The organism is Mucilaginibacter sp. (assembly GCF_039925265.1).
Classification (GTDB): domain Bacteria; phylum Bacteroidota; class Bacteroidia; order Sphingobacteriales; family Sphingobacteriaceae; genus Mucilaginibacter.
In genome coordinates, this window is record NZ_JBDSZG010000007.1 from 136,551 (window position 1) to 154,735 (window position 18,185).

18 protein-coding genes and 1 tRNA gene are annotated in these 18,185 nt (G+C 43.1%); 9 read left to right on the top strand and 10 right to left on the bottom strand.

Going from position 1 to position 18,185, the window contains the following annotated elements; all coding sequences use genetic code 11:
- Positions 1 to 35 precede the first annotated feature (35 nt).
- The gene (locus ABIX36_RS01800; protein WP_348080448.1) at positions 36 to 596 is read right to left on the bottom strand and encodes a lipocalin-like domain-containing protein; all 561 of its coding nucleotides are present in this window, start codon (positions 594 to 596) and stop codon (positions 36 to 38) included.
- Positions 597 to 741: 145 nt separating this feature from the next.
- Here ABIX36_RS01800 and ABIX36_RS01805 point away from each other — a divergent pair, with 145 nt between their 5' ends.
- The 5 genes from ABIX36_RS01805 to ABIX36_RS01825 all read left to right on the top strand — a co-directional run bounded on the left by ABIX36_RS01805 (position 742) and on the right by ABIX36_RS01825 (position 4,308).
- A complete protein-coding gene (locus ABIX36_RS01805) occupies positions 742 to 1,596 on the top strand; it encodes an AraC family transcriptional regulator (RefSeq protein ID WP_348080449.1) in 855 nt (284 codons plus the stop codon).
- A 74-nt stretch (positions 1,597 to 1,670) separates the two neighbouring features.
- On the top strand, positions 1,671 to 2,516 hold the full coding sequence (locus tag ABIX36_RS01810; RefSeq protein WP_348080450.1) for a helix-turn-helix transcriptional regulator: 846 nt from the start codon (positions 1,671 to 1,673) through the stop codon (positions 2,514 to 2,516).
- 69 nt (positions 2,517 to 2,585) lie between these two features.
- Positions 2,586 to 2,804: a hypothetical protein gene (locus tag ABIX36_RS01815; protein WP_348080451.1), complete on the top strand. Its 219-nt coding sequence runs from the start codon at positions 2,586 to 2,588 to the stop codon at positions 2,802 to 2,804.
- Complete coding sequence (locus tag ABIX36_RS01820; protein ID WP_348080452.1) at positions 2,791 to 3,699, top strand: NAD(P)/FAD-dependent oxidoreductase; 909 nt, start codon at positions 2,791 to 2,793, stop codon at positions 3,697 to 3,699. The genes ABIX36_RS01815 and ABIX36_RS01820 overlap by 14 nt, the downstream gene beginning before the upstream one ends.
- A gap of 12 nt (positions 3,700 to 3,711) precedes the next feature.
- Positions 3,712 to 4,308 (top strand): short chain dehydrogenase, encoded by a 597-nt coding sequence (locus ABIX36_RS01825; RefSeq protein WP_348080453.1) that lies wholly within the window; start codon positions 3,712 to 3,714, stop codon positions 4,306 to 4,308.
- A 72-nt stretch (positions 4,309 to 4,380) separates the two neighbouring features.
- Here ABIX36_RS01825 and ABIX36_RS01830 read toward each other — a convergent pair whose 3' ends face one another.
- On the bottom strand, positions 4,381 to 4,980 hold the full coding sequence (locus tag ABIX36_RS01830; RefSeq protein WP_348080454.1) for a Crp/Fnr family transcriptional regulator: 600 nt from the start codon (positions 4,978 to 4,980) through the stop codon (positions 4,381 to 4,383).
- A 261-nt stretch (positions 4,981 to 5,241) separates the two neighbouring features.
- Here ABIX36_RS01830 and ABIX36_RS01835 point away from each other — a divergent pair, with 261 nt between their 5' ends.
- Positions 5,242 to 5,829, top strand: coding sequence for a hypothetical protein (locus tag ABIX36_RS01835; RefSeq protein WP_348080455.1), 588 nt, complete (start codon positions 5,242 to 5,244; stop codon positions 5,827 to 5,829).
- 101 nt (positions 5,830 to 5,930) lie between these two features.
- Here the strand turns inward: ABIX36_RS01835 and ABIX36_RS01840 are convergent, their stop codons facing one another.
- From ABIX36_RS01840 to ABIX36_RS01850, 3 genes are read right to left on the bottom strand one after another with little or no spacing between them, the layout of a single operon-like run.
- Entirely contained in the window at positions 5,931 to 6,371 is a 441-nt protein-coding gene (locus ABIX36_RS01840) for a VOC family protein (protein ID WP_348080456.1), read from the bottom strand.
- A 34-nt stretch (positions 6,372 to 6,405) separates the two neighbouring features.
- Positions 6,406 to 6,906 carry an SRPBCC domain-containing protein gene (locus tag ABIX36_RS01845; protein ID WP_348080457.1) on the bottom strand — a complete coding sequence of 167 codons (501 nt, stop codon included), beginning with the start codon at positions 6,904 to 6,906 and terminating at the stop codon, positions 6,406 to 6,408.
- On the bottom strand, positions 6,903 to 7,223 hold the full coding sequence (locus ABIX36_RS01850; RefSeq protein WP_348080458.1) for a metalloregulator ArsR/SmtB family transcription factor: 321 nt from the start codon (positions 7,221 to 7,223) through the stop codon (positions 6,903 to 6,905). The genes ABIX36_RS01845 and ABIX36_RS01850 overlap by 4 nt, the downstream gene beginning before the upstream one ends.
- A gap of 988 nt (positions 7,224 to 8,211) precedes the next feature.
- Between ABIX36_RS01850 and ABIX36_RS01855 the strand changes: the two genes are divergently transcribed.
- On the top strand, positions 8,212 to 11,439 hold the full coding sequence (locus ABIX36_RS01855) for a SusC/RagA family TonB-linked outer membrane protein (protein ID WP_348080459.1): 3,228 nt from the start codon (positions 8,212 to 8,214) through the stop codon (positions 11,437 to 11,439).
- 20 nt (positions 11,440 to 11,459) lie between these two features.
- A complete protein-coding gene (locus tag ABIX36_RS01860; protein ID WP_348080460.1) occupies positions 11,460 to 13,106 on the top strand; it encodes a RagB/SusD family nutrient uptake outer membrane protein in 1,647 nt (548 codons plus the stop codon).
- Between the two features lie 429 nt (positions 13,107 to 13,535).
- On the opposite strand, the gene ABIX36_RS01865 is transcribed toward ABIX36_RS01860, so the two are convergent.
- Positions 13,536 to 13,609: transfer RNA gene (locus ABIX36_RS01865), tRNA-Asn, on the bottom strand.
- A gap of 145 nt (positions 13,610 to 13,754) precedes the next feature.
- On the opposite strand from ABIX36_RS01865, the gene ABIX36_RS01870 reads away from it, so the two are divergent.
- Entirely contained in the window at positions 13,755 to 14,669 is a 915-nt protein-coding gene (locus ABIX36_RS01870; RefSeq protein ID WP_348080461.1) for a PfkB family carbohydrate kinase, read from the top strand.
- A 266-nt stretch (positions 14,670 to 14,935) separates the two neighbouring features.
- Here the strand turns inward: ABIX36_RS01870 and ABIX36_RS01875 are convergent, their stop codons facing one another.
- The 4 genes from ABIX36_RS01875 to ABIX36_RS01890 all read right to left on the bottom strand — a co-directional run bounded on the left by ABIX36_RS01875 (position 14,936) and on the right by ABIX36_RS01890 (position 18,184).
- The gene (locus tag ABIX36_RS01875; RefSeq protein ID WP_348080462.1) at positions 14,936 to 15,934 is read right to left on the bottom strand and encodes an ABC transporter ATP-binding protein; all 999 of its coding nucleotides are present in this window, start codon (positions 15,932 to 15,934) and stop codon (positions 14,936 to 14,938) included.
- A 456-nt stretch (positions 15,935 to 16,390) separates the two neighbouring features.
- Positions 16,391 to 16,735 (bottom strand): hypothetical protein, encoded by a 345-nt coding sequence (locus tag ABIX36_RS01880; protein WP_348080463.1) that lies wholly within the window; start codon positions 16,733 to 16,735, stop codon positions 16,391 to 16,393.
- A 5-nt stretch (positions 16,736 to 16,740) separates the two neighbouring features.
- Entirely contained in the window at positions 16,741 to 16,935 is a 195-nt protein-coding gene (locus ABIX36_RS01885) for a hypothetical protein (protein WP_348080464.1), read from the bottom strand.
- A gap of 400 nt (positions 16,936 to 17,335) precedes the next feature.
- On the bottom strand, positions 17,336 to 18,184 hold the full coding sequence (locus tag ABIX36_RS01890) for an outer membrane beta-barrel protein (protein WP_348080465.1): 849 nt from the start codon (positions 18,182 to 18,184) through the stop codon (positions 17,336 to 17,338).
- Between the last annotated feature and the right edge of the window lies 1 nt (position 18,185).

The following is an 18,185-nucleotide window of genomic DNA, read 5'->3' on the forward strand; positions in this document are numbered from 1 at the left end:
AGCACATAGTGAGAAAATAAATCCCGGCAAAGTAACTATTTAAATTTAACACGTGTCCAAATGGAGGCTGCAATAGTTCCGGCTCCTGCTGTGGCGGGCAATTGATAATATAGTTCATCTCCTTTAAGAGTAAACTGCCGTATTTGAGTCGTACGGTTCCAGTTTGGGAATGCGGCGTAGTCGATGTCAAACTGCAATAACTTATTGGCTGTATCTATTTTAATGTGGCCAACATGGGTGCTGAGCCCCAAAAGGGCCGATTCGTATTCTTCAGGTGTGCCGCGTTTCTTATCGCCCGATACAAATTTCGGCCGGTCGGGCCGAAAGATCTGCAAGGAGTATTGTCCATCCGCATCAACCATTAAAATACCTTTAGCATCCTTACCCAAGCCTGGGTCGGTAATATGGGTACCATCCGGAAGAATTACCTCGGCGGCCTTAAGTGTCCATGTTCCGGCGAGAGAGAATAGGGGGGCTTTGTCTCCCATTGCCGTCGTGATCTTTCGTTTCTTTTGGGATGAATGGGTATTATTGGTTTGGGCCATTGCCGAATAAAGTGATGCGGCCAATAAAATAACTGCGAATACTTTTTTCATTTTTTTTTCTTTTTTATGATGATAAATTCCGTGCGGTGCTCTTGTTAAAACTTTGCAAACTGCTTATTTGCATTAAGACAAAATTGTACATTTTACTTCCCTGGTTATCTGTACATTTCTACACTTATTCTGTACATTCACAACCATGAACGGAGCAACTTTATACAGGCAGTATGAAATAGAATGGAAAGAGCTGCAACGCTACAACAAGCCTGCAAAGCGCAACAATTTTTTTGAGCTGATCTATGTAAAAGATGGCACAGGCATCCAAACCGTAAATAAAAACCATTTCAATTACCGCAAGGGTAATTTGTTTTTACTTACGCCGCAGGATATGTATTCATTTGATATTGAAACACCTACAATGTTCTTTTTTCTTCGATTCAATGAATTGTATGTGAAGGATAATATTAGCAAAGACAAAGACGCTGTAAGGCAGGTAACCTATATTTTGCAAAATGCAAGTCACAGGCCGGGCTGTATTCTAAAAAACAAAGCCGACAAGCCGTTAATCGCATCACTTATCAATAGTATACTTGATGAGCAAACCAATCAGCAGCTATATTACAACCGCATATCAGAACAGATCATCAATACAATTATTACCATTGTTGCAAGAAACATCGCTTTAAAGCTCCCAAAGAATATCAACGAAGCTACCGGTGAGCCTATCCTGGATATGTTGAATTATATTCAGCAAAACATTCTCGACCCTAAAAATTTAAGATCCGAAAAACTGAGCCAGCTTTTTAATATTTCCCCCAACTATTTAGGCCGGTATTTTAAAAAACAAACAGGCGATACGCTACAAAATTATATCGCTAATTATAAAATGCGATTGGTTGAAACAAGACTGCTGCATAGCGATATGCGGATCAATGAAATTGTTTATGAATTTAATTTTACAGACGAAAGCCACCTGAACCGGGCATTTAAAAAACACAAAGGCATCAATCCCTCCGGGTTCAGAAAAATACACTGTAAAGAAACGAGTTTATAAAAAACACTATTTTACAGGGAGTAAGGCTCCGAGAATGTGCGGGGCGAGGTAATGATAAAACAAATTTATAGTTAATGGTGAAGGGCGTGCAGCAGATACCAGTAAGACATATCCAGGAGCCGGAACTTTCGGGTAGCTTCAGCATCCGCGATCTTGAAAAATTGCTCGATGGAAAAGATATGCTCCAGGAACTGCACCGGCATGATTTCTTTTTAATCATCGCTTTAAAAAGCGGATCCGGCCAACACGATATAGATTTTAAAGCTTACACCATTGCTGATCATATCATTTTTTTTATGAGGCCCGGGCAGCTACATAAATTGGTACTAAAAGCAGGCAGCACTGGTTATATTTTGCAATTCAGCGGTGATTTTTACCCGAGCGCTGCTGAGCTGCTGCGCCGGGCAGGGCAGCAAAATCACTACCAGTTAAGCGAGACGGTTTCTGTCAAACTGCAGCATGTGCTGGCTTCCATATTTGAGGAACATAGGGATAAGCAGGAACGCTTTAAAGAAGTGATCCAAGCTAATATGAGTATATTCTTTACCCGACTGATACGGCAGTTACCTCCCTCATCCGCCACTGCGGAAACGCGCTACCGGCAAGAACGGCTGGATAAATTTATGACCCTTTTAGAACAGCATATTCTCACGCAAAAACAGGTTAGTCAGTATGCTGATATGCTAAACATCTCTACTTACCAACTCAATGCCATTACTAAAGAATTGTTGGGTAAAACTACTTCAACGCTGATTAACGAACAGATCATCCTGGAGGCCAAAAGGTGTCTACTGGCGACCTCTTACCAGGTGAATCAAATTGCTTACCACATGGGTTATGAGGACCCCTCCTATTTTATCCGATTCTTTAAAAAGCAAACCGGCTACTCGCCAGACGCATTCCGTCACAACTCCGGATAAATACCATTCAACTCAGTTTTCGTCCTATCGCCAATTTTCAGCACCGGGTACTTTTGTGGTGTTATGAAAATGAAAGGTAAATTAATCAGCTCCGCAAAAATTTGGATGGCTATCTATCCATCCATCACCCTCTTTCTGTACTTGTTTGGCCCCGCTCTCTCTTTATTGCCGCTCTATCAGCGCACTTTCTTGTTGACCATCGCCTTAGTGCCTTTTGTTGTGTTCGCCGGCTTGCCGCTTATCAATTTTATTATCCAATTAACCACAACAAAAAATGAAAAAGCCTGAAAATTTCGACGTGATCATTATTGGCGGCAGCTATTCGGGACTTGCCGCTGCTATGGCACTGGGGCGCGCGCTGAGAAAAGCACTGGTTATTGATAACGGTGTCCCCTGTAATCGCCAAACCCCTTACTCGCACAATTTCATCACGCATGATGGGATGCAACCTGCTCAAATTTCGGCTATTGCCAAACAGCAGGTAGCTGCCTATGAAACCGTATCGTTTTTCAACGGTATCGCTGCCAAAGGAGTAAAAACTATAAATGGTTTTGAGATCCAAACCGGGACAGGCGAAACGTTCAGCGCACAGAAATTAATTTTTGCGACAGGTATCAAAGATCTGCTGCCGGATATTGACGGCTTTGCCGAATGCTGGGGCATTTCTGTTATCCATTGCCCGTACTGCCATGGTTACGAAGTGCGACATGAGAAAACAGGTATTTTTGGAAACGGTGAATTTGGCTTCGAGTTGGCCAAGCTCATTTCCAACTGGACAAAGGATCTAACACTTTTTACAAACGGCGCCTCAACACTAACAGCAGACCAAATGGCAAAGCTGGACCAGCATAACATCAAGGTAGTTGAGAAGGTGTCTGAAAAACTGATACACGTAAAAGGGCAGCTTCAATATATATTGTTTAAGGACAATTCCAAGGCGGCCGTTAAAGCGCTTTATGCGCCAAGCCCCTTCCAACAGCATTGCCCCATCCCTGAGGCCTTAGGCTGTGCATTAAACGCCGAAGGTTATTTGCAAACCGACTCCTTTCAAAAAACCACCGTTGACGGGATCTATGCCTGCGGCGACAACACCAACCGCATGCGCACACTGGCCAATGCCGTTGCCACCGGCACAACAGCCGGCATGGTCCTTAATAAAGAAATAATTACCGAAAACTTTTAAATAGTTATTAATATGAAAATCATCATTGTAGGCGCAACGGGCACCATGGGCAAATACCTGGCCGGCGTATTTGAAACAGAACACGAGATCATCAGGGTTTCTTCAAAAGGCGGCGATATCCAGGCAGATATCACCTCTGCCGAATCCATCGAAAACATGTTTAAGCAAGTTGGCCCGTTCGACGCGCTGATCTCCACCGCAGGGCCTACTTATGTGGGCCCCTGGGCAAAAATGGGCAACGACGAATTCTGGAAGGGATTAGAAGGCAAGTTAATGGGACAGGTAAACCTGGTGCTCATCGGCCAGCACTACATCAACCCCAAAGGTTCATTTACGCTGATCACCGGCGCGTTGACAAACGAACCCCAGTTAAACTTTGCAAATGCTTCGGCTGCCAATGGCGCTGTAGAAGCATTTATACGTGCTGCCGCAATTGAACTGGCAAACGGCATACGGATAAATGCGGTAAGTCCGACAGTAATAGAAGCTTCACCACAATATTTCCCATTCTTCCCCGGCGAAATACCCACTACTATGCAACAACTGGAATACGGTTTCCGCAAAAGCGTGTTCGGTGCGCACACGGGTAAAGTGATCAAAACGCATTAAAACGAAGTTTGGCAGGTGATATTCGAAGTTTGGCAGGTACAAATGGCTACATTGGGGCTGATGCGTAACAGCTCATTCTGTTTTCTTTCTTTCTATACGCTTCCTGATCCGGCTTAGCGAGGGGTTTGTAATGCCAAGATAAGACGAGATATGATAAGCGGGGATACGCTCAACAATATCGGGATGTTCTTCCAGCAGCCTGATATAACGCTGTTCATGCGAGAAAAAAATGAATTCTTCGGTACGTGTTTGCGCAACAGAAAAAAATAATTCGGCCAGCAACCGGCCAAATTTTCCCCAGTTTGGATGGGTTTCATAAAGGCTGTTAAGGTCTTGATAAGAGATGAAGAAAATTTCCGAATCCTCCATCGCTTCAATAAAATACCAACAGGGATTGCGTGATACGAAGCTTCTGAACGAAACGACAAACTGATCTTCAGAGAAAAAGAAAATGTTCTTGTCTTCTTTGGTGTCCGGGTCTCGAAAATAGATTCGGAATATGCCTTTTACAATCAGTCCGAGGTCGTTACAAACCATGCTTTGCATATTAAAAAAATCCCCTTTAATGATTTTTCGCGCTTTCCAAAATGGCTGGCTATCGATAATATCCTTATCGTTTAACGGGGCAAAACCCCTCAGATGCTGAAATATATGATGGTTTCTATCTGTCATTTCATCATTATTTAAATTGTATAAATAATTATAGATGGGCAATTTATAAACATGCAATTCAAACTCAGCAAAGTTCTGCATTATTCGCGATTAGCTTTTTAACTTAAGTTAATAAAGAAATCTCTAATACCAAGTGAGATCTATTACAAGCGATAGAACTGCAATTGTAAAGTAATCTTCCACCTGCATTTTAACCTAAGTGAAAAACTCGCCGGGCATTTCCGCAGACCTTTGAGCCAACATAGCACTTAAATTAAAATCATGACAGCAAGTACTCAACTTAATGCAGTAGCAACCGGGGAAGCCGTAAAAACTGCCAAATCGTTACGCAAACTTTATTTCATACGCGCCGCATTTTCGGTTACATGGGTTATTCTTATCGCCCTTTTCGCAAAAACATCACTGGGGATAGCCAGCGTTTTACTCATCATTTACCCGGCCTGGGATGTTGTGGGCACCTTCCTCGATATCCGCGCCAATCACAACAATTCATCTAAAACGCCACAATATGTAAACGCCTTAATCAGTACTACTACTGCAATAGCTGTATGCATCGCTTTACAGAAAGGCGTTCCTGAAACATTGATAGTTTTTGGTACCTGGGCAATTGGAACAGGATTAATCCAACTGATATTAGGATTACAACGCAGGAAATTTTTAGGCGGCCAATGGCCTATGATCATTAGCGGTGCCCAGTCTATCATAGGTGGCACTTCGTTCATCATCCTGGCACACGATCCTACAAAGGGAATTGCAAGTTTGGCCGGGTATGCCGCTTTCGGCGCCTTCTACTATCTGCTTGCAGCATTTCGGCTGTCCAAAACAGTTGGCCAGGTTGCGTCAGTGTAATCAGGATAAAGAATATAAACACACAATTCATCCAAACAAAAAAAGCCTCACATTGCTGTGGGGCCTTTAAACTATTATTTGACGCTCGTGGTTTTCGTCAGTTAAATTTGCCGGTTATCAGTTGGGTCAAATTCCACTATCCATTCAATACCATATTTATCTCTAAACATTCCGGCGTATGAACCCCAGGGAGTGTCGCCAATCTGCCCTTCAATATCTCCGCCTGCAGATAATCCGTTAAATATTTTGTCTGCTTCTTCGCGGCTGTCGGCACTAACTGATATTTTAGACCTATTTTCGTTTTCGTTTGTCGGTCCCATAAATTCGGGAACATCGTTGGCTATTAGCACATTGTATTTGCCAACAGGCAAAGCAATGTGCATAATTTTATTTGCCTCATTTTCTGATACCGGGAATTCAGCGCTCGACAGGTCGCCGAAGCGAATGATCTTTGCGAATTCGCCACCAAAAACTGATTTGTAAAAAGTGAATGCTTCTTCAGCATTTCCGTTGAAGTTAATCCAGGGGTTAATTGTTCTCATGATTTTTATTTTAAATGTGATTGTAAATTTTCCTTTATTGTTTTTCCGATAAGGCTGATAACAGGTTTTCCAAGTTTGTTAATGTCATGGTAAAGCCTATCCTGAAGCCCTCCAATAATTTCTCCATTCGTTCAAACGATTCATTAAAGATGGTTATGTTCACTTTAGTCCTGCCATTTTCTTCGTTGAAAGTGTAATCCCATTCAGAACCCTGCAATTCCCGGTTTTCGTTTTTGTCTGAAAAAGAATTATACATTTTGAAATTGATTTTCGGGGTAATGGAAGTATATTCCTGAACCGCCCAACGCTCTTGTCCGTCGGGGCTTATCATCGCATAGAATCTTCGCCCTCCAACTTTGAAATCCATATACTTAGTTTTGGCGCGCATTGGTGCAGGTGCCCCCCATTGGTCCAGTAGTTCTGGCTTAGTAAAAGCATCCCATACTAAAGAAAGTCCGGCATTAAATTCTCTGATTATAAATACCGTTTTCGCTGCTTTGTCAACATTAAAATCAAATAGCAAATCGTTGTTCATTTTTTTTGTTTTTTAATTGTTGATAATAGTTCGTCAAGTTGATTAAATTGAATTTCCCAGTTTTTCCTGAATTGGGCTAACCAATTGTCAAATTCTTGCATTTTTTTCGCATTAAAGTGATAATAAATCTCTCTGCCACTCTGCTCAGGTTTAATCAATTCGCATTGGTGCAATACTTTAATGTGTTTTGATACTGCTTGCCGGCTCATATCAAATTTTTCTGCCATAGCATTTGGTGTTAATGCCTGGATAGCAATTAAAGTTAAAATAGCCCTGCGTGTTGGGTCGGCTATGGCCTGGAATATATCTTGTTTCATTTACAATGTTCAATTAAGCAACCTACAGGTTGCAAATATATATGCAACTTTTCAGTTGCGCAAATTTATTTTCAATTTCAGTCTATGATTGGTGTTATCGCCATACGTGGCCAGAAGAAATAAAAGCGGGGGACGTGCAATTCTTTTCCTGGGGATAGAGGGAGATGGGGTTATAGGCTATGCTATTGTAGGTGAGTATCTAAAGCCCTCCCAGCATTTGCGCGCAAGGCGGCCACACGCATTCCCTAAGGAGAAACTTTAATCTTTTTGACGCTTGTGGTATCACCGCTACCTATCTAAAAAATATAACGCATTAAAAAAAGCCCCGCAGACGTGCGGGACTTTGCTCCCCAGTCTGGACATAATTCGAACCATTTGATAGAACAGTTAAAATTTTTGAGCGAACTAAATGTTGCTTAGGAGCATTCAATTCAACAATTTAATCCCCTGAAGCTTTAATAAGCCGCCATCACCATTAGGTGTCTTGTTCGACCTCAATTGCTGGCTACTTTGTCTTATTGACGATATATCAGGTTGAGACAGTATAGTTCAACCAAATCTACCCTGAAAACACTCAACTAATAATTAATAGGCGCCACAAGCAATCATCGACAGGCAAAAGCGATAAATTTTAAAAAGGAACAATACTTTAATGTAAAATAGTCCTTTTTTTAAAGTTATGAACAAATAAAAGGCGTTTTAACGTCTAAATAATGCCTTTTTTTAAAAACATTCTGATTTTAAGAGACAAATAACTGATAATTATCACCAAAATGTAGAATAATGTCGAATTTGTTTATGAAATATTATAAAAAACATGAATTTTTCTTATCAAATATTCAATAAAACTGCACTACAAGACACAATACCGCAATTAAATGCTATTTAAACTGTAAAAATTACCAACTTATCAAAAATTCAAGGCGTATTTGTAGTTAACGTATTACACATTATCTTGTGAATATTAATTATTAACTAACAAAAACGCATGAAAAAAAACTTACCAAGGTACTTGCTATGCCTGTTTCTGCTTTTTGCAGGAACCGCAACATGGGCCCAAAACCGTACAGTAACAGGAACTGTAACCGCACAAGACGATGGCTTACCGATCCCCGGTGTAAGCGTTAGCGTAAAAGGCACCAGCATTGGTACCCAAACATCCATCGAGGGTAAATACTCTTTGGTTGTGCCGGCAAACGCTACTTCACTCACCTTCAGTTTCATTGGCTATACCGGTACGGTAGTGCCAATCACCAGCAGTATTATTAATGTAAAACTGACTCCCGACAATCGACAACTTTCAGAGGTTGTTGTTACTGGTTCGGGCGTGGCAACCAGTAAAGCTAAACTGGGGATCTCGGTAGAATCTATTTCTTCCAAAAACCTCCCGCCAACCCCTACGGCCTCTATTGACCAGGCCTTGGTGGGTAAAATTCCCGGCGCGCAAATTTCGTCGGTAGACGGTACCCCCGGTGCCCGCACCAACATTGTATTAAGAGGTATCAACACTATACAACGTGGTACTTCACCTATGATACTGGTTGATGGTGTTGAGTCGGGCGCTACAGACATCAGCCTGCTTGACTTGAGCAGCGCAGACCGCATCGAGGTGGTACAGGGCGCAGCGGCATCTACCATTTATGGTGCACAGGGTGCAAACGGTGTTATCCAGATCTTCACCAAAAAAGGGCAGGCAGGCAAACCGCAGATAAATGTATCCAGCAGTGTAGCTGCCAGCAGCATTATTAACAGCGGCGATGTGCACCAGGCCAAGCTCCACAGCTTTAAAACCGATGCAAGCGGTAACCTGGTTGATAATAGCGGCAACATTATTTCGATAGATGAAAACGGAACTTTTCCGGGTGTTACCTGGGCATTCCCCGCGGGTAACGGCAACCCAACTGCAATGTCAAATCCGTTAAACATAGCCGATAAACAATACGGTACCAATCTTAAATATTACGATCATATCCAGCAACTGTTCCGCACAGCATACACTACCAATAATAGTGTTAATGTATCGGGCGCAACAGATAAATTCGATTATAACATAGGCGTAACCAACAACCACCAGCAAAGCACAATCCGGAGTAATGGTTATAATGATCGCACTAACCTTGTAAGCAATTTAGGTATAGAGCTTTTCAAAGGCTTTACCTTAAGATCTGTTACCCAGTTGATTTACAACCGCAGCACCCTTAACAGAAACCTGGGCGTAGGTAATTCAGGTGGTTTATTCAACGCGCTCAACGCCTCTCCTTTCTACGACTTTACGCAAACGCTGCCAGACGGCACGCTTCCGTTCTCTCTCAACTCGGGCACGGTAAGTGTAAACGGCGACAATCCTTTTTACTACACCGAATATGGCCGCACGCGGGATAACCGGGTTGATATTTTGCAAAATTTACAGGCTAATTATAAGGTGAACAAGTTTCTGGAGTTAAACGCTAAGTACGGCTTAAACTACAGCAACCGCGAAGCTAATTACATTTATGAAAACCAGTCGGGCAATGTCGCTTCGCAAAACCTCAATACTTTTATCAGTAATTATAATGGCGAAAACACAGGTGAGTTAAATAAAAACATCTATAAAACTACCTTTAAGAACTTTAACGGTTCTGCAACCATCCGTACGGACTTTGAGAAGGACTTCCATATCAACCTCCCTATTACTACTTCAACACTATTGCAGTACGATTACCGCAAAAACGTTTATGAGGAGTTTGATACTTACGGTTTAGGTTTACCAAGCTACCCTATTTACAACTTTAACCAAACGCAAACCCAGGCAGTTGCCTTTGATTATACCGAGCCATTTGTAACCTATGGTTATGTGGTGAACCAAAAAATTGATGTCGGCGACTTTGGCGGTGTATCGGGAGGATTCCGCAGCGATTATTCTTCGGCCTTCGGCCAGGGTTCAAAACCGTTTACCTTTCCAAATGCTAACGTTTACATCCGCCCGTCTTCTTTCAGTTTCTGGAAAAATGGTGCGTTAGGTCGCAGGATCTCTGAATTTAAATTGAGAGCAGCGTATGGCAAGGCCGGTATACAACCACAGCCATTTGACAGGTACCCGGTGCTGGCACCTCAAAACGTGGGTACAAACCTTGCTTTCGCCTTGCAGAACGCCAGCAAAAACCCCAACCTGAATGTGGAGGTATCGCGCGAGATCGAGATAGGTACAGATATGTCCGTTAACGGCTTTGGCGGCAATTGGTTATCAACTTTCAACTTTAGCGCAACCTATTGGACGCGTAAGGGTACAAATGTAATTTATGATGTAGCGGTTCCGCCTTCAACCGGTGCAAGCACCATCCGTACCAATGCACTTTCCCTTTCGTCAAACGGTTTCCAGGCATCACTAAACATAAATGTTTTAAAATCCCGAGATTTTAACTGGAACCTAACTACCAACTTTAGCCGTCAAACATCCAAAATTGATGCTATTGACGGACCATCAATTATCCTGGCAAGTTCGGCAGGAAGCACGCAGCTTACCCTGAATGCCGGCACTAAGATTGGCCAGATCTACGGTTATAAAGCATTAACCAGCTTAACCGAGGTGAACCAGCAAGGCGTTAGATATATTGCTGATGCGGACCTTGACCAGTACGAAATTGTGAATGGCAGGGTTGTTAATAAAACCACCAAAGGCGTTCAGTTCACCAACGAAGCTTATTCTTTTGGCGACCCTAACCCTAAGTTTAACATGTCGTTCATCAACAGTTTTAGCTATAAACAACTCAGCTTTGGCTTCCAGTTTGATTGGGTGCATGGCAGCCACCTGTACAACCAAACCAAAGAATGGATGTACAGGGATGGTATTAGCAGCGACTATGATGTGCCGGTAAACATTAATGGTACAAGCGCAGCCTACACCGCGTATTACCGAAGCATTTACGCCGATTATTTTGGAGCACGTAACGGCCCCGCACGTAACGGTACCAAGGATTATTTTTACGAGGATGCGTCGTTTGTACGCTTAAGGAACGTGAGCCTTTCTTACGATTTTACAGGATTGATAAAAAGCAAGGTTTTTAGAAAAGTACAGTTAACCTTCACCGGCCGCAACTTGTTAACTTTTACTAAATACACTGGTTTCGACCCGGAGATTAGCACCGGTAACTCTAACTCTGCGTTCGACAGAGGAGTTGATAACAGCTCTTCGCCCAACCTGAAGTCTTACCAGGTAGGCCTAAACCTTGGATTTTAATTGACCTTAAATTTTTAGAAATGAAAAACTATAAAATATTATCAACCTGGCTTTTAACAGCGGTTTTGCTGGGTACCGCATCTTGTAAAAAAGAACTGGATGTAAAAAATCCAAACTCCCCTACGCTGGAGCAGGCGCTGACAGAAACAGGTATTACATCTCTGGCATCCGGCGGGGTTTACCTTAGCGGCTTTAATGGCAGCAATCCTTCGGTTTTAAACGGACTAAATGCACTGGGCGACAGTTATTTTTCTCAAGGCATTCAATACCATGAATTATTGGGCGATAACATCGGTGCCGAAGCTTCCAATATAAACATCAACGTAGTGAACCTGCCCGATTATGCAGTTTTTGATGATAACAGCAAAACCACCAACTCATCGCCACAAAAATCTGTCCTGCGCATTAGTAACACCAGGGATAAGCGCCCTTCTAACGTATTCTTTTTAGAGTGGACGTATATGTATGGGTTAAACAACGCCTGTAATCAGGTACTGTCCCTTGTGGATGGTATTAGCTTTAGCGGTGATGCTACAGCAAAAAAGAATACGATAAAAGCGTGGTGCTATTGGTGGAAAGGCTTTGCCTATAGCAAGCTGGGATCGTTATATTACGCTGGGCTGATAAGCGATAAAGTGAACGGCATCTCTTCGAATTATGTAAATAGCGCCGCGTTAATTGCGGAATCAAACAAAAACCTGGATGCTTCTACCGCCTTATTAACAGGCATGGCAAATGTTGCAGATTATACCGTTGTAATGTCTAAGCTGATACCAAGCTTTGTGCAAACCGGCAATGGCAATGTACCAACCCCGGCAATGTTTGTACATAGTATAAATACCTTAAAGGCCAGAAACATTGTAGCCAACAAAAAAGCTGCAGACATGACCGCCGCCGACTGGACTGCAGTGCTTACGCTGGTGAACGGCGGCATAGCAAGTAGCGACAATGTATTTGCCGGCCGCACGTCTGTCTCTAACGGCTTCTTCTCGGCCACGGGCGGCTCCGTTGCGGCGCTTACTACCGGCCCGCCAAAAAGCAGCACCTTTAAAATCAGCGAGCGTTTTATTCAAAGCTACCAGGCCGGTGATAAACGGCTGAGCAATAACTTCACGGCTATAACGCCTTATTTAAACCAGGTAGGCGGGTTTACTTTCAGCACCCGTTGGCAGTTGGTTGATGGCGGCAACGACATGGCTGGCGTGCAGGTATTAAGCGACAGAACGCCGGGCAATTACCAGCTGTACATTGGCCCATCATACGAAGAAAATGAGCTGATGAAAGCCGAAGCACTAATAAGTACGGGTGGTATTCCGGCAGCGTTGCAAAGTATCGATAATGTACGCGCAGCGCAGGGAGCTGGCCTGGCACCACTGGCTGGTACGGGCTTAAATGCTTTGCAAGCTACCGCGCAACTGAGAAGCGAGCGCCGTGTAGCTTTGGTATTTAGAGGGTTGGCATTTTACGATGCGCGCCGCTACGGCATCATATACGATATTGCTAAAGGCGGAGGCGTAACCAATGCAGTGGTTGTGGGCAGCACAGGTACGGTAAATACCCACGCCACTATCAACTACAATTTCCTGGACTACTGGGATGTACCTGCGGATGAATCTGTATTGAATCCACCGGCTACAGGCAGCGCGCCAATTGTTAACCCTAACTGATCTTCTTTTTTTCTACTTCACGTTAATAGTTATGAAGGCTGCCCGCAAGGGGCAGCCTTTTATTTTAAGACCATAGTTTACGGCTTCTTTTCCAATGGGAGCATTGGTACCAGATGGAAAAAGACACGTTTCGGCCCTAAATCAATTATCGATATCCGATATTCATTCAAGGTACTGTTAAGAATACATAATAAAAAGGCATCTTTTATTTGCAGGTCTTTGGTCTGCTTCTTATCCGTGACATAATGGCCCCTATCCATGTACGCCCTTACAGCGTCGTGGTACATATAAATTTTAACATTTCAAGTACCATCTACCTTTTTGTAGTGCTTTTTCGCGAATTATCGCCTTACCAGAAAAGTATGCAAATTTTATGCAAATAAAAAAACCCCACTCGCCAGAGTGGGGTTAAATCATTGATTTTGAGTGCTCCTGAGCCTGGACTCGAACCAGGGACCCTCTGATTAACAGTCAGATGCTCTAACCAGCTGAGCTACTCAGGAATCTGGTTATTTCTCTTCACCTTTTGGCTACCATTCTTCCAGCGTTGCTGGCCTCTGTAGTATTTTCCGGTTTGGAGTGTGCAAAAGTATGATTATTGAGGTAAATTCACAATATTTGCGCAAAAAAAAATTAAAATATTTTCGCATGAGTTTGTTAGTTATTGGTACTGTGGCGTTTGACGCAATTGAAACCCCCTTTGGAAAGACAGATAAAATTGTTGGCGGTGCCGCAACCTATGCAGGATTGGCCGCTTCGTACTTTTTTGACAAGGTAAATATCGTTGCCGTGGTAGGCGACGACTTCCCCGCCGAAGAAATTGCTGACTTTAACGCCCATAACATCAATACCGATGGATTGCAAATTAAAGTAGGTGAAAAATCGTTCTTTTGGAGCGGTAAATACCATAACGACATGAACAGCCGTGATACGCTGGTTACCGACCTGAACGTTTTGGCCGACTTTGACCCGATCATCCCGGAAAGCTACCAGGACTGCGAATACCTGATGCTGGGCAACCTGAGTCCGCAAGTGCAGCAAACGGTTATTAAACGCCTTAAAAACCGCCCTAAACTCATTGTAATGGATACCATGAACTTCTGGATGGACATTGCACTGGATGATTTGCTGGAAACCATTAAAATGGTAGATGTTTTAACCATTAACGATGCCGAAGCCCGCCAGCTATCCGGCGAGTACTCTTTGGTAAAGGCTGCCAACAAAATATTGGCGATGGGCCCAAAATACCTCATCATAAAAAAAGGCGAGCATGGCGCATTATTATTCCACGAGGACCATATCTTCTCGGCACCGGCCCTGCCGCTGGCGGAAGTGTTCGACCCTACCGGAGCTGGTGATACTTTTGCAGGCGGTTTTATAGGCTACATGGCCAAAGTTGGCACCGTGAATTTTAACAATATGAAAAATGCCATCATCTTTGGTTCGGCATTGGCATCTTTCTGTGTAGAGAAGTTTGGTACCGAAAAAATCAAGAACTTAACCGATGAAGAAGTAGCTGCGCGAGTACAACAATTTGTGCGCCTGTCATCGTTCGCAATATAATTAAGCAACCCAGCTTAACACAGCAACGGCGCAGTAAATAATTTTACTGCGCCGTTCTTATTTCAATGGAGCCTATGGCAATAGTTCTGGTGAGGCCACCGGAAAAGGCGGGTTAAGGGTTAACATAACTTAACACAATTTCAATAAATTTTTTTTAACCTACTAATAATCAATTCATTAAAAAAATACAGGGTTAACATATTTTTCGATATTAGTATCACCACAATTTTCAATTTTTTATTATGAAACCGTTAGGATCATCCCCCTCAATATTCCAGATACTTTTTAATTTTTATCCCAATGGTATCTCCTGGCTTAAAGCGCCCGTTCTCGCCGTTTACCACGCGAATGATCACATCTTCATACTCCAGTAAAAGGTCTTCATAAAAGCCTTTAAAAAGCACTTCACGCACCGTCCACTGTAAGCTGTCGGGCGAGGAGCTTAGCCTGATCCATTCGGGGTACACCACTACAAATTCTGAATCGGTACTTATTCCGCATAATTTCGCTTCATCGGGACTGAGCACATTGCAGTTGCTCAGCAATTCGGCGGTATAAAGTTGTTGCGGGTTTTGGTAAAGTTCTTTAGGGGGACCAGCCTCCACTATTTCGCCGTTTTTTATTACCACCAGTTCATCGGCCATAGAAAGCACTTCGGCAGGGTCATGCGATACCATGACTACGGTGATACCGCTTTCGCGCACTATCTGGCGGATATCGTGCTGTAGTCCTTCCCTAAACGAAGTATCAACCTGGTTAAAAGGTTCATCTAAAAACAAAACCTGGGGGCGGGTGATAATGGCGCGGGCAATGGCTACACGTTGTTTTTCGCCACCGCTAAGGTCGGCAACGCGTTTGTAGGCCATTTGCATCATGTTGAGCTGGGTGAGTACCGCCTCAGTTTTTTCTTCCTTTAGCTTTACGTTGGTACTGGGCAGCATGGCGGCTACGTTATCCCATACACGGGCGAAGAGGTTAAGGTCATCCGTATGCTGGGTAACCATTTTCATTTCGTTGTGCCCGGGTATCAGCTTTTCTTCAGGGCCCCAAATGCGCTCGCCTTTGAATAACACAGTGCCCTGGTTGGGCGATAGCAGACCATAAAGCATTCGCAGTAAGGTACTTTTGCCGCTGCCACTTTCGCCAATAATGGCGGTTATTTTACCGGGCTGGATCTCGATACTGATATCTTTAACGCCCGATTGGGTTACCCCCGGATATATTTTACTTATCGAAACCGCCTCTAAAAAAGGTACATCTGCCATTGGCTGCTAAGATACACACGATTACGGGATTTTAAGATTCACCGTTTAATTACCCAGGGAAATCGCTCTTAAAACAGGGGGCACCTACGGAGCCAAAATCATTTTGAATGATGCTATAAACAGCGAGTTTCTACGGAACTAAAGAACTCATTTGTCTGTAACTCCGGAGGAGTAACCTGTTTATAGAAATAATTAAGCAACGAAATTGGCTCCGTAGGTGCCTCCTGTTAACCACCAGATTTAAAAGCGATTTCCTTGTTTAATTACAACGGTGCCGCAAGCTATAGCTGGAATTTTGCAAACAGGTGTTCCAATTTAAATAGAACACTTATTTTTAAAACAATATTGGCTCCTCAAACGCCATTATCGCGATGCTAAAACTGGCAAAGGGTATGTTGGTTAGTCACGAGTACTGCAAACGCTCTACCCGATGCCGATACTCGCGCCAGTTGGAGGCTATTTTTCATCCATTATTTCAGTAATCGGCTTATTAAGAGTATAAGTTAATCCATTTACTTTTATCCGATTATTATTACATAATACTAACTGCTCCTTCCCATCGGCATAAAGAATTTTCAAAGTCAAAATTGCCTTAAAAACTGCTAATTCTCTTTTAGCTTTATTCAATTCAGCAACTATTCGTTGTATATTATTTTTATCTGTTATATCAGAAGGAACTTGGTTGTCTTTACTCAAGTAAAACTTGATAGCCCTAATATTATTATTGTCGATTATAAAGCTATTCTGACACCCCAATATACTTACAATTGAAATACAAATTACAATTATTGTATGTTTCATGATTTTCAATTTACCCTTTTTTCTGCAGCTTTTTGACGCATTCCACCACCTGTAACACCTTCTATAAACGTCTTTTGAACTTTTGTTCCAGGGTCTTTAATAATCGTTGCATTTTTTAGTTCAGACGCAGCCTTCCATAATTGATGAGGAGTCGTTGCATTAGTTGAACCAATTTTTTCTCTATAATTAGTTAAAGGCATTCCTGGGGGAGCAGCATATAAAACGCCCTCTTTTGCAAATCAGAGCCGCCTGGCCAAAGATCATAGTATGTCACGGTACCAGTTTTAACCTGTTTTGTGATCGCGTTCCATGCTTATCTAATTTTGTATTCCCGTGTTTATCTTGACTTCCTCGGTTCTATAGTTATCGACTGCGATTCCAGCATGTCCAATATTTCCATCATGTGTCCCCCAAATTGTGAGATAGACATCTTCTCCATTAGGATCTATATATTTTACTGGATTATTTAAGGCATAATTGTAACCACTCCAGTTAGGATACGCTTCGGTTTTGGGATCAATCGCCGTCCACCTTGCAATCACCGGATCATAGAACCTTGCGCCGTAATCGTATTAATCCCCAAATCCTTAAATCGTGCACCTACCAGCCCACGCTCATCCCAAAGGAGAAGTTTCTCAAACCTTTCTGCGCGGGGCTATCGTCAAACATATCGTTTACGTAATACCTGGCAAACACGCCGATAGCACCATAACCTACACGCACAAACGGGCCATAACGGAATTTGGTAAAGTGGTAATCTCCGCTGCGTTTTTGGTCGCCATTCACGTCGCTTTCCTGTAGAAGGCTGCTGCTTAACAGCAAGCCCATATCCACCCCGGTAATAAAATGGAACCTGCGGCCGTCGGCATCGTCATGCGTGCGAAAATCAAGGGCAATGGGTATCCGAAGGTAACTTGCCGAGAGGCGGTTCTTGCTGTATTTAATATCGTCGGGCACAAAGGTGAGCACGTCCTGGTCGCGCAGGATGGTGCCGCGTTCGCGCAGGCGCAGGTTGAGCCAGTCGAAGCCGCCCGAAGTGTAGATCCTGAACGCGCTGCTAAACCGGTAGCTGATCTGCAACACATCAAACCCGATGCTGCTGCTCCTCCACGACCGGTAATTTAAAAACTGGTTCTGCGGCGACAGTTTGAAGCTGCCATTATCGTTAAGCGTAGTTAACCCAATATCAAACCGGGTAAAGGTAAGCCCCATTGAAAAGCCTGGCTCCTTTGATGCGGTGTACGTGGTATCATTCTGGTCGTTATTGATGTTAACTTCTGCTACATCCTTACCAAAGCCAAATTTGTACTTATGCTTTTTCTTGCTTTTGATAATGATGATGGTATCGGCGTCACCACCTTCGGTATGCCGTGTTTTTATGGTATCGGTTTGCGCAAACAATGTTGTTGCTGCAAAGCAGATCAGGAGGGTAAATATGATTGGTTTCATG